Origin of the sequence: Dactylosporangium sp. NPDC006015 (assembly GCF_040614215.1) — a bacterium.
In the GTDB taxonomy this organism is placed as follows: domain Bacteria; phylum Actinomycetota; class Actinomycetes; order Mycobacteriales; family Micromonosporaceae; genus Dactylosporangium; species Dactylosporangium maewongense.
This window is the reverse complement of the sequence record NZ_JBEXUD010000099.1, coordinates 1-11,990: the sequence shown is the minus strand read 5'-3', so window position 1 is coordinate 11,990 and position 11,990 is coordinate 1. Positions and strand designations below refer to the sequence as shown.

Annotated in this window: 10 protein-coding genes; 6 read left to right on the top strand and 4 right to left on the bottom strand. The window is 74.2% G+C overall.

All coding sequences use genetic code 11. The annotated features are described in order from the left end of the window. Positions 1–398, top strand: a 398-nt coding sequence (locus ABZ321_RS57845) for a response regulator transcription factor (protein WP_354905572.1), incomplete at its 5' end; no start/stop codon positions are given. 51 nt (positions 399–449) lie between these two features. Here ABZ321_RS57845 and ABZ321_RS57840 read toward each other — a convergent pair. Further along, positions 450–1,214, bottom strand: coding sequence for a site-2 protease family protein (locus ABZ321_RS57840; protein ID WP_354905570.1), 765 nt, complete (start codon positions 1,212–1,214; stop codon positions 450–452). Between the two features lie 262 nt (positions 1,215–1,476). Between ABZ321_RS57840 and ABZ321_RS57835 the strand changes: the two genes are divergently transcribed. Next, positions 1,477–3,024 (top strand): Rieske 2Fe-2S domain-containing protein, encoded by a 1,548-nt coding sequence (locus tag ABZ321_RS57835; protein ID WP_354905567.1) that lies wholly within the window; start codon positions 1,477–1,479, stop codon positions 3,022–3,024. Between the two features lie 36 nt (positions 3,025–3,060). Here the strand turns inward: ABZ321_RS57835 and ABZ321_RS57830 are convergent, their stop codons facing one another. Both ABZ321_RS57830 and ABZ321_RS57825 read right to left on the bottom strand, forming a co-directional pair. Next, a complete protein-coding gene (locus tag ABZ321_RS57830; protein WP_354905564.1) occupies positions 3,061–4,263 on the bottom strand; it encodes a molybdopterin molybdotransferase MoeA in 1,203 nt (400 codons plus the stop codon). A gap of 151 nt (positions 4,264–4,414) precedes the next feature. Beyond that, positions 4,415–5,629 carry an MFS transporter gene (locus ABZ321_RS57825; RefSeq protein ID WP_354905562.1) on the bottom strand — a complete coding sequence of 405 codons (1,215 nt, stop codon included), beginning with the start codon at positions 5,627–5,629 and terminating at the stop codon, positions 4,415–4,417. A gap of 374 nt (positions 5,630–6,003) precedes the next feature. Between ABZ321_RS57825 and ABZ321_RS57820 the strand changes: the two genes are divergently transcribed. Genes ABZ321_RS57820 through ABZ321_RS57805 form a run of 4 tightly spaced genes read left to right on the top strand, consistent with a single transcriptional unit; the run spans position 6,004 to position 11,243 of the window. Continuing rightward, entirely contained in the window at positions 6,004–7,578 is a 1,575-nt protein-coding gene (locus ABZ321_RS57820; protein ID WP_344505868.1) for a GMC oxidoreductase, read from the top strand. After that, on the top strand, positions 7,575–8,444 hold the full coding sequence (locus tag ABZ321_RS57815; RefSeq protein WP_344505869.1) for an NAD(P)-dependent oxidoreductase: 870 nt from the start codon (positions 7,575–7,577) through the stop codon (positions 8,442–8,444). Before ABZ321_RS57820 ends, ABZ321_RS57815 begins: the two co-directional genes overlap by 4 nt. Positions 8,445–8,454: 10 nt before the next feature. Beyond that, on the top strand, positions 8,455–9,681 hold the full coding sequence (locus ABZ321_RS57810) for a glycosyltransferase family 2 protein (protein ID WP_354905558.1): 1,227 nt from the start codon (positions 8,455–8,457) through the stop codon (positions 9,679–9,681). Next, a complete protein-coding gene (locus ABZ321_RS57805; protein ID WP_354905555.1) occupies positions 9,678–11,243 on the top strand; it encodes a hypothetical protein in 1,566 nt (521 codons plus the stop codon). The genes ABZ321_RS57810 and ABZ321_RS57805 overlap by 4 nt, the downstream gene beginning before the upstream one ends. A 321-nt stretch (positions 11,244–11,564) precedes the next feature. Here the strand turns inward: ABZ321_RS57805 and ABZ321_RS57800 are convergent, their stop codons facing one another. Continuing rightward, positions 11,565–11,897: a nitroreductase family protein gene (locus ABZ321_RS57800; protein WP_354905552.1), complete on the bottom strand. Its 333-nt coding sequence runs from the start codon at positions 11,895–11,897 to the stop codon at positions 11,565–11,567. Positions 11,898–11,990 lie beyond the last annotated feature (93 nt).

Here is an 11,990-nt window from a genome sequence, read left to right as displayed (position 1 = left end):
TCCTCACCTCGTACGACGACGACGAGGCGCTCTTCGCCGCGATCATGGCCGGCGCGTCCGGGTACGTCCTCAAGCAGATCCACGGCACCGACCTCATCGACGGCATCCGCCGGGTCGCCGCAGGCCAGTCGCTGCTGGACCCGGCCGTCACCGCCCGGGTGCTGGAGCGCATCCGCAAGGGCCCGGAGCAGCCCGACGAGCTCAAGAACCTCACCGACCAGGAGCGCAAGATCCTGCTGCACGTGGCGGAAGGCCTGACCAACCGCGAGATCGCGGAGCGGATGTTCCTGGCGGAGAAGACGGTGAAGAACTACGTCTCCAGCCTGCTGGCGAAGCTCGGGCTGGAGCGGCGCACCCAGGCGGCGGTGCTGGCCTCGCGCCTGCTCGGCAAGCACTGACGGCAAGCACTGACGGCAAGCACTGGCCCAGACGGGTGCACCGGTGCGCCGCTACCGGAACGCACCGGTTTTCGGCTGCTGCCGCTGGGCGCCACTCCTTGACCGGACCGACTCGCCCTCCGCGCCGGCCGCCATGATCAGGAACCAGCCCACCAGCGCCGTCCAGAGACCGTCGACCAGGCCGAAGATCACCACTTCGACCAGCCCGGCGAGGATCAGCGTCACGCCCAGCGCGTGACCGACCCGGACGGCGGTCAGCGCGGCCCGCGCACGGTCGCCGTGCCACCACCACAGCGCGGCCCGCAGCACCCGGCCGCCGTCGAGCGGGGCACCGGGCAGCAGGTTGAAGACGGCGAGCACCAGGTTGATCGTCGTCAGCCAGAGCAGCACGACGACGACGGCGACCGGCCCGCCGGCGGCCGACAGCAGCACCGCGACGGACCCGAACCCCACCGCCGCCGCGACGCTCGTCAGCGGGCCGGCACCGGCCACCAGGAGGTCGGCCCGCGCGCTGGGCGGCTCGTCGCGGAACTCGGCCATGCCGCCGAGCAGCCAGAGCGTCAGCCGCTCGACCCGGATGCCGAAGTGCCGGCCCACCAGGGCGTGCGCGAGCTCGTGGGCGAGCAGCGACAGCAACATCAGCAGGGCACCGGCGGCGCCGAACAGCCAGGCGACCGGCCTGGGGGTGCCCGGCGCATCGGCCGGCAGGACGGCGGTGGCGAGGCTCCGCGCCAGCAGCACCATGATGACCAGCACCGACCAGTGGACGCCGATCGGGATTCCCGCGACGCGTCCGAGCCGCAGCGTCTGTTTCATGTCACACCTGCCCCCGGTGGACGGTGCCGCGGAGCGAGCGGGATGGGGCGGTTCCGCTGTTCCCCGGCACCTCAAGTCTCGCGCGCCGCGGCGCCGGAGCACGGCGGCGGAAGTCCCGGTGCCATCGGTCCTCGTGCCACCCGGGTCCGGGACTTTCGGCATGGTGCCGGTCGGGCCCTTCAGCCCTGCCCGGCCCGGCCGGCAGGCGGCAGGCTCGGCACCGTGCCGCCACGTCCGCGGCGGCGGAGAGGAACGTGCGCCCATGCGGGTTACGGGGACCGGCCACGCCGGCATGCTGATCGAGACACCGGCCGGCACCATCCTGTGCGACCCGTGGGTGAACCCGGCGTTCCTCGCCTCCTGGTTCCCGTTCCCCGACAACTCCGGTCTCGACTGGGACCGGCTCGGCCGCTGCGACTACCTCTACGTGTCGCACCTGCACCGGGACCACTTCGACGCGGAGCACCTGCGCCGGCACGTGTCGAAGTCGGCCACGGTACTGCTGCCCGAGTACCCGACCAGCGACCTGGAGGACGAGCTGCGGGCGCTCGGGTTCCGGTCGTTCCTGCGGACCCGCAGCGGCGAGCCGGTGGCCCTGGACGGCGGGCTCAACGTCATGATCCAGGCGCTCGTGTCGCCGACGGACGGCCCGATCGGCGACTCGTCGATCTGGGTCGAGCACGACGGCGTGCGGCTGCTCAACCAGAACGACGCCCGCCCCCGCGACCTGACCGAGTTCGCGCGGCTCGGTCGCGTGCACGCGCACCTGCTGCAGTTCTCCGGCGCCATCTGGTACCCGATGGTCTACGAGCTGCCCGCCGCCGCGAAGCGCGCCTTCGGCAAGCAGAAGCGGGAGCGCCAGTTCGACCGGACGATGCGGTACATCGAGGAGCTCGACGCCGGCTGGGTCTTCCCGATCGCCGGGCCGCCCTGCTTCCTCGACGACGAGCTGTGGGGCGTCAACGACCTGTTCGGCGACGAGGGCAACATCTTCCCCGACCAGCAGGACTTCATCGACCACTACGAGCGTCTCGGCCGCACCAACGGCGTGGTCCTGCTGCCCGGCAGCACGGCCACGATCACCCCGGACGCGTGCGAGGTCGGGCACCCGGTCGGGGACGTCCGCGCGTTCTTCGCCGGCAAGGCGGGCTACCTGCGCGACTACCAGCGGCGGCAGCGCCCGGTGATCGAGGCCGCCAGGGCGGCGTGGCCGCACCCGGAGGTCGACGTGCTCGCGGAGCTGGTCCGCCGGGTGCAGCCGCTGATGGCCGCGAGCGAGCACATCGCCGCCGGCATCGGCGGGCCGGTCCGCTTCGACCTGACCGACGACGCCGACGTCGTGGTGCAGAGCGTCGTCTTCGACTTCACGGCCCGCGAGGTGCGCGCCGCCGGTGACGAGCGGGCCCGGTACCGCTTCCGCACCCGCCGCGGCCTGATCGAGCACCTGCTGGCGACCGGTGAGATCGACTGGGTCAACAGCCTGTTCCTGTCCTGCCGCTTCTCCGCCGCCCGGGTCGGCCAGTACAACGAGTACGTCTACACCTTCTTCAAGTGCCTCAGCGAGGAGCGGCTGCGCTACGCCGAGGCGTGGTACGCCGGCCGGACCAGCGACGGCGAGGAGATCGTCATCGGCGACTGGGCGGTGCAGGGTCACTGCCCGCACCTGAAGGCCAACCTGGAACGCTTCGGCAAGCTCGACGGCAGCGTGCTGACGTGCCAGATGCACGGCTGGAAGTTCGACCTGCCGACCGGCCGGTGCGTGACGAGCGCGGGCCACCCCATCCGCGCCCGGCGGCTCGACCGGGCGTGATGGTCGGCCCTGGCGCTCGGCCGGCGCCAGGGCGGGTCACTGCGGCAGGAGCAGCAGCTCGACCGTTTCGCCGGGACGCCACGCGGGTGGCACGACGGCGAGCGCGTCGGCGAGGGCCGCGGCGCCGAGGTGGCCGGGGCGGGCACCGTCGACCACGCTCGGCGCGGCGCCGTCCCAGCGGACCGGCACGATGCTGGTCGCGGTGGCGTGCACCCGTGGAGCGCCGTCCAGGCACACCCGGGGCAGGGCCGGCAGCGTCCGGCCCGCGAGGCCGGCGAGCAGCGGCTGCAGCAGCGTGAACGCGGCGACCATGGCCGCGTACGGGTTGCCGGGGAGCCCGACGAGCCAGTGCCCGGCGCGCGAGGCGAGCACCTGCGGGTGGCCGGGCCGGCAGTCGACGCCGTCGACGTGGATCGTCGCGCCGGCGGTGGTGAGCACGTCGTGGAGGGCGTCGGCCGGGCCGACCGACGACGCGCCGCCGACCACGGTGACGTCGACGTCGCTCAGCGACCGTTCGACGGCGGCGGCCGTGACGGCCGCCGGGTGGTCCGGTGTCCATCGCACGTCGACCAGGTCGGCGGACCAGGCCCGCAGCAGCGCCGTCAGGGTGGGCCCGATCGCGTCGCGCACCTGGCCGTGGGCCGGGGTGCCGGCCGTGACGATCTCGTCGCCGGTGAGCAGCAGGCGGACGGTCGGTGCGCGCCGGACGGTGACGACGTCCACGCCGACGCTCGCGGCGAGCCCCAGCGCGGCGGCGGTCAGCACCGACCCCACGGGCAGGACGGGCCGCCCGGCGGTGACGTACTCCCCCGCCCGCCGGATGTGGCGCTTGCCGGCACCGTCGCCGGACGCGGACACGACCGCGCCGTGGCGGGCGACCACCTCGTAGGGCACGACCCGGTCGGCACCCGCCGGGACCGGCGCGCCGGTGGCGATCTCGACCGCCTCGCCGGGCGCGAGCGGCGCCGCGCCCGGTCCGCCGGCCAGGACACCGCCGACGACCCGCCACGGACCGTCGCCACGGACCGCGTAGCCGTCCATGGCCGCGTTGTCGAAGCCCGGCAGGTCCACGGCCGCGGCGAGCGGCCGGGCCAGGGTGCGGCCGGCCGCGCCCGTCAGCGGCACCTCGACGAGGCCCAGCGGCTCCGCCACGCGGTGCGCCAGCGCGCGGGCGGCCGCCCACGGGGTCCCGCCGGCGTGATGCCGCGGGTGGTGCGGGCGGGTGATTGCCGCGGTCATGTCATCCACCGTATCTGGACATGTCGCCCGTTCCTCGCCGAAAGGTCGCTTCCAGTAACGATTGTCCGCCGCCATGGCCCGCGCCGGGTGGAGCCCCGCACGCGGCGGCCCCGCCGCCCGGCGCACACCGGGCGGCGAGGCCATGAGCGGGTCAGGCACGGCCGGGGACCGCACGCGCCGACCTGCGCACGACGGTGGCGGTCAGCAGCACCGCGCCCGCCGCGACGACCGCGAGCAGCGCGAGGCCGATTGTGTACGAGCCGTACCGGCCGTAGATGCTTCCCATCAGCAGCGGCGGCACGAACCCGCCGAGGCCGCCCGCGGCGCCCACCACACCGGTCACGGAGCCGACCTTGTTCGCCGGGGCGAGCTGCGCGACGAGCGCGAACGTCGCTCCGCTGCCGGCGCCGAGGGCGGCGGCCAGGGACAGGAAGGCGACGGTGCCCAGCGGCGCGAGGGCCGGCGTGAACGTCTGCACGAGCGCCGCGACCCCGACGACCAGCAGGGTGCCGGTCAGGACCCGGGCCGGTTCGATCCGGTCGGACAGCCAGCCGCCGATCGGTCGCATCACCACGGCGAGCAGCACGAACCCGGCCATGCGGTTGGCGGCGTCGGCCTGCGCGAGGCCGTACGCGGTCTTCAGGTACGCGGGCAGGTAGACGGAGAACGCGACGTAGCCGCCGAACGCGACCGCGTAGAGGGCGGAGGCGTGCCAGGTGACGCGGAGCTTGAGCGTGGCGGCGAGGCGGCGGCCGAGCGGCGCGGCGGGCACGGTCCGGCCCGGCGCGTCGCGCAGCAGCAGCCCGGCCAGCAGCGCGTAGGCGGCGAGGACGATCGCAGTGAGCACGAACGGCATCGCGCTGCCGTAGGCGCCGACGAGCTTGACGGTGGTGAGCGCGCTGATCGCGGTGCCGCCCATGCCCATGCCGAAGACGCCGACGGCGAGGCCGCGCTTCGCGGGCGGGAACCAGGCGGTGACGAACGGGACGCCGACGGCGAAAGCGGTCCCACCGATGCCGAGGAAGAAGCCGCCGACGAGCAGGCCGGTGAGCGACTGCTGCCCGGCGAGCCCCAGGTACAGCACCGGGACGATCGTCGCGAGCGACACCAGCGGGAACATGACCCGCCCGCCGAACCGGTCGGTCAGCGCGCCGACCGGGATCCGGCCGAGCGAGCCGACCACGACGGGCACCGCGACCAGGAGCGCCTGCTGCAGCGGGCTCAGGTGCAGGGCGTCCTTCAGCTTCGGCGCGAGCGGGCTCAGCAGCGCCCAGGCCCAGAAGTTGACCGCGAAGCCGGCCGTGGCGATCGCCAGCATCATCCCCCGGCGCGCCCCGGCCACCGCGGGTGCAGCGTGTCCACTCATCATCGTCACTTCCGTAGGTTCGGGTGGCGGCTCCGGCGTACGGCGGCCGTCGACCGCGGGTGAGCTGCTGGTCTCCAGGATCGGAGCGCACAGCTCGCGGGCCCAGGGACCTACGACCCGAATCGCCGGGACCATACGGCCGCCGGTCCGGTCCCGCGGTTCATGTGTGAATTTCGGGTGAGGCCCGGGTGAGAAACGGCCGATGCCGGCGTCCGCCATGCTTCGGCGGTGGTGGACTTCCGGCAGAGGTGAGCCATGAGCCCGCGTGCGCAGCACCACCACCATCAAGCCGACCGAGGTCCACTGTGGACCGTCCCGGCGGCGCGCCCGGCCCGTGACGCCGTGCCGTGCCGGACCCCCGGCGGCATCCAGGCATGATCTACGTCATCGGGTCCGGTCCGGCCGGCACCGCGGCGGCGGTCGCCCTGACCCGGCAAGGTCTGCACGTCACGGTGCTGGACGCGGGTCTGACGCTCGAACCCGCCCGCGCGTCGACCGTCGCACGGATGGCCGCCGAGCGGCCGGCGCAGTGGAGCCCCGGCGACGTGTCGGCGGTCAAGGCCAACATGGGCGCCGGACCCGGCGGCGTCCCGCTGAAGGTCAGCTTCGGCTCCGACTTCCCGTACCGGGACGCCGACCGGCACCTGCCCTCCCGCGCGACCGGTGTCGGCGTGGTGCCGTCGTTCGGCAAGGGCGGGTTCGGCAACGTCTGGGGGGCGGCGGTGCTGCCCTACCTGCCGGCGGAGCTGGAGTCCTGGCCGACCGGGCCCGGCGAGCTGGGCCCGTGCTTCGAGCAGGTGCTGTCGTTCGTCGGGCTGTCGGGCGCCGACGACGACCTGGCGGAGCGGTTCCCCACCTACGCGCCGCGGCTGGAGTCGCTGCCGGTGAGCCGGCAGGCCGAGGCGTTGCTGCATGACCTGCGGTCCAACCGTGAAGCCCTGCGCAGCAACGGTTTCCTGTTCGGCCGGGCCCGTCTCGCGGTCGCCAGCCGCAACGCCGGCGGGCAGCCGTGCGAGCGGTGCGGCCTGTGCATGTTCGGCTGCCCGTACGGGCTGATCTACAACCCGGCGCGCACGCTGCAGGAGCTCGTCGCGCAGCGGAAGGTCACCTACGTGCCGGGCGTGGTCGTCACCGGGTTCACCGAGCGCGGCGGCGAGGTGCACATCGAGGGCCGCGACCGGCGTACCGGCGAGGCGGTCCGGCACGTCGCCTCCCGGCTCTACGTCGGCGCCGGCGTGCTGTGCACCACCAAACTCGTGCTGGCGTCGATCGGCGCCTACGACCGCGAGGTCGTCGTCCGCGACAGCCAGTACTTCCTGCTGCCGATGCTGCGCTACGCGGGCGTCCGGGGCGTCTTCGACGAACCGCTGCACACGCTCGCTCAGGCGTTCCTGGAGGTGTTCGACCCAGAACTGTCCGCCAACAGCGTCCACATGCAGGTCTACACCTACAACGAGCTCTACCGGCAGGCGATCGCCTCGGCCCTGCGCGCGGCGCGGCCGGCGTTCCGGCCGATCTCGGCGGCGTTCCTGCGCCGGATGCTGCTGATCCAGGGGTACCTGCACTCGGACCTGTCCGGCGAGATCGGCCTCACCCTGCGCCGCGACGGGGTGCTCGACCTCCAGGGGCGGCGCAGCCCGCGGACCCGCGGCGTGCTCAGGAGGCTCGTCGCGAAGCTGCGCCGGCACCGTTCCCTGATCCGGGCGGTGCCGCTGGGCGCGGCGATGAAGCTCGGCGAGCCGGGGCGCGGCTTCCACTGCGGCGGCACGCTGCCGATGCGGCGGCAGCCGGGCGAGCTCGAGACCGACCCGCTGGGGCGTCCGGCCGGGTTCGAGCGCGTGCACCTCGTCGACTCCAGCGTGTTCCCCACCATCACCGCGAGCACGATCACGCTGACCGTCATGGCGAACGCCTACCGCATCGGCGCCCATCCGGGGGCGCACCGGTGAGGGTCGCGGTCACCGGCGCCTCGGGCTACCTCGGCTCCCGCATCTGCAAGCGGCTGGCCGGCGTCGGCCGGGTCGTCCGCTTGGGCCGCAGCGCGCCCGCCGAACGGTTCACCCTCGCCGGCGGGGCGGACGACGGCATCTTCCGCGACAACAGCGTGACCGCGCTGGTCCACTGCGCCTGGGACTTCTCCCTGCACACCCGCGCGGACCTGGTGGCACGCAACGTGCGGGGCTCGATCCGGCTGATGGAGCAGGCCCGCGCCGAGGGTGCGCAGACGATCGTGTTCATCTCGACCATCAGCGCCTTCCCCGGCTGCCGCAGCGACTACGGCCGGGCCAAGCTCGCCGTGGAGGACGCGGCGCACCGGCTGGGTGCCCTCGTCGTGCGGCCCGGCCTCGTCTTCGGCGACCAGCCCGGCGGCGTGGTCGGCGCCCTGAACACCATGGTGCGCAGGCTGCCGGTCGTTCCGCTGATCGGCAACGGCCGGCAGGTGCTCTACCCGGCGCACGAGGACGACGTCGCCGCCCTGATCCGCCGTCTCGTCGTCCGGCCCGCGCTGGCCGCGCCCGGCGAGCCGGTCATCGCCGCGCACGAGCGCGGCTGGACGCTGCGGCAGGTCCTCCTGGAGCTCGCCGCCAGGCAACGCCGCAGGGTCGCCGTGGTGCCGGTGCCGTGGCGGTCGGTCTGGCTGCCGCTCAAGGCCGCCGAGGTGGTCGGCCTGCGCGTGCCGTTCCGCAGCGACAGCGTCGTGAGCGTGCTCAACCAGGACCCGTCCCCCGACTTCGCGCCGACCCGCTCCGTCGGCGTCCCGTTCCGCGACTTTGCCCGTTCGACGACCTCGGGGGAATCCTTTCATGTCCGGTAGCTCCGCCCCCGTGGAAGTGAGCGTGGTCCTGCCCTGCCTCAACGAGGCGGAGACCATCGAGACCTGTGTCCGGAAGGCGTTGAAGGGGCTGGCCGAGCTCGGTGTCATCGGCGAGGTGGTCGTCTCCGACAACGGCTCGACCGACGGTTCGCAGGCCCTCGCCACGGCCGCCGGCGCGACGCTCGTCCACGCCCCGGTCCGCGGCTACGGCGGCGCGCTCCTCGCGGGCATCGAGGCCGCCCGCGGCCGCTACGTGATCATGGGCGACGCCGACGACTCGTACGACCTCGGCAACCTCGGCCCGTTCATCACCGAGCTGCGCGCCGGCAAGGACGTCGTCATGGGCAACCGCTTCAAGGGTGGCATCACCCGCGGCGCCATGCCCGCGCTGCACCGGTACCTCGGCAATCCCGTGCTGTCCTGGCTCGGCCGGGTGCTCTTCGCGCTGCCGGGCGTCGGCGACTTCCACTGCGGCCTGCGCGGCTTCCACCGCGACCGGATCCGCGCGCTCGGGCTCTGCATGGCGGGCATGGAGTTCGCCAGCGAGCTGGTCATCCGCGCCGCGCTGGCGAAGTACTCGATCAGCGAGGTCGCCACCCCGCTGGGGCGCGACGGCCGCAGCCGTCCGCCGCACCTGCGGACCTGGCGGGACGGCTGGCGGCACCTGCGCTTCCTGCTCATCTTCGCGCCGAAGCGCACGCTGCTCCTCCCCGGCCTGGTCCTCGCGCTGGCCGGGCTGACCGGCACGGCCCTCCTGCTGCCCGGGGAGCGGCACGTGTTCGGCGTCTCCTTCGACGTCAGCGCGCTGGTCTACTCGTCCCTCGCCACGCTCGTCGGGGCGCAGCTGCTGATCTTCGGCGGGTTCGCCCGGCTGTACGGCATCCAGGAAGGCATCACCCGCGAGGACAAGCACGTCCGATGGGTACGGTGGCTGAGCTTCGAACGGTGCGTCGCCGGTGGCCTGCTCGTCGGGCTCGCCGGCCTGGTCAGCACGCTGGTCGCGGTCACCGACTGGGGCGCCGGCGGCTTCGGCCGGCTGGACCCGCGGGAGACCCTGCGCCTGGTGCTGCCGTCGGCGACGGCCATCGCGCTGGGCATCATCCTGATCTTCTCGGGCCTGTTCGCGAGCCTGCTGTCGTTGCGTGCGGCCGGCCGCCGCACCGGCCCGCCCGCGGCCGACGCCGAGCCGGATATCCCGGCGCAGCGCCCGGTCAACTCGCAGACGTCCCTCCGATGACCGGCGCCTGGCGGATGACCGGCGCGTGGCTCCGGGAGCACCGGGCGCTCGCCGGGCTCGTCGCGGCCGGCGCGCTGCTGCGGGCCGGCATGATGGCCGCCTACTACCCGGCGTTCGGCTACTTCTACGACACGCGGGCGTACATGGACGCGGCGAGCTCCGGCACGCCGAGCCCGATCTGGCCCTTCGGATACCCGGCCATGCTCAAGGTGCTCGGCACGACCGGCCACATCGCCTCGGTCTCCGCCGTCCAGCACCTGATGGGCCTGGTCATGGGGGTCGGCATCTACGCGCTGTGCACCAGGCGAGGGGTCCGGCGCAGCTGGTCCGCCCTCGCGGCGGCGCCGGTGCTCCTGGACGCGCGCCAGATCCAGCTCGAGCACTACGTGCTGTCCGAGACGCTGTTCTCGTTCCTCCTCCTCGCCGGCGTCGCGCTGCTGATGTGGTCGCGGCGGCCCCCGCTGTGGCTCATGGGCCTCAGCGGTCTGGTCTTCGCGCTGGTCACGCTCACCCGCACCGTCGGCCAGCCCATCGCCGCGCTGGTGGTGCTGTACCTGATCGTGCGGCGGGTCGGCTGGCAGCGCATCGCGCTGTTCACCGTGTCGCTGGTCGTCCCGGTCGTCGCCTACATGGTGTGGTACGACCGGCACTACGACGCCTACGCGCTGAACAGCTACACCGGCCGGTACCTGTGGCAGCGCACCACGACGTTCGTCGACTGCACCCGCACCGACTTCACCCCGCAGGAACGGCAGATCTGCCCGCCGGAGCCGCTCGGCCACCGTGAGGTCAGCGACGTGTACCTGTGGGAGCTGGACCGTGACCGCATCGGCGCGCGCTACCCGGGTCCGGAGCACGACTGGCTCTTCCGGCACTTCGCGCTGAAGGCGATCCGCGAGCAGCCCGGGGACTTCGCCGCCGCGGTCGCCACCGACGCCTGGCACCTCGTGCAGCCGGGCTGGCCGGCACCGGCCCGGATCGCCTGCACCACGGACCTGTGGACCATGCCGTCCGGCGGGCGGTCCGGCAACCAGGTGAGCAACTGCACGGCGACGCTCATGGCGCGCGGCTTCCAGCCGGCGGGCTCCGGCGGCGCCGCGCCCACGGTCACGCCGCTGAACAGTGCGCTGTGGGCCTACGGACAGACCGTCGTGATGCCACCGTCGGCCCTGGTGCTGCTCGCCCTGTTCGCGCTCGCCGCGACCGTGCGGCGCAGGCGCGGCGGCGGCCGGAGGCTCCGCGACCGGGAGGCCGCGGACAGCGTGCTGCTGGCGGTCATGAGCCTGTCCCTGCTGATGCTCGGCGTCACGCTGTCGGTCATCGACCTGCGTTTCCTCGTGCCGCTGCTGGTGACGGCGCCGCTGGCGGCCGTGCTGGCGGCCCACCGGCTCGCGTCCCGCCCCACCGCGCCGGACGCCGCCCCGGCACCGACCGGCTCGCCCGAGCCGGCACTGTCCGCGGAGGAGACGGCGGCCTCGACCCGCCGGGTGCACACCGCCGGCGTCGAGACCTCCCGCCGCAAGGCCACCGGCATCCCCCGATCCCGGACGCCCCGCAGGTGAGGGCCCTCAGGACGCTGCCGTGCGGGTGGCCGGCCCGCGGCGCTGGCCGCGGGCCGGCCGACCCGGCACGCCGTGCGGGCCGGCCCGACGCTGCCGTGCTGCGGGGGGCGATGACTCCGGCGGATGCCATCTGCGGTAGGGCCGACCCGACTCCAATCAACCACTCCGCGATGGCGCGGTCGTCGGCCTGCCCGCTCGCTGTCGGGCGATGATCGGACACTTCCCCGCCGCCGGAGCGGTCGACCCCGGTCGGGTGAAGCGTGGCAGCCGCCCGGCCCGAGGCACGGCTGACCAGGGCGACAGCACCGCGGGCGTCGGCGGTCAGCGGTCGATGACGTCGCTGACCGGGCGGCGGTTCGTGTAGCACGTCGTCGGCGCGTACCCGAACCGCAGCACGAGCTGCGGGGCGTACGGGCGCCGCAGGGCGAGCCGCAGCCGTTCGCGGACCGCCGGCACCTCGATCGGCTGGGAGTACATCGCCGTCGCGAGGCCGAGGTCGGCGGCGCGCAGCAGCACCCGTTGCAGCACCATGCCCGCCTGGATCTCGTGCATGCGGTGTTCGCCCTGGTAGCCGAGGACGGCGACGACAGGGGCCCCGGTGAGGTCCCGGGTGTCCTCCCTGGGGGGTCCGCCGAAGTCGCGGCGGGGCATCATCTCGGCCGGGTGGGGGGGGGGGCCCCCCCGGGCCCCCCCCCCCCCCCCCCCCCGCGCCCGCCCCCCCGGGGGGGAGGGCCCCCACGAGGGGAA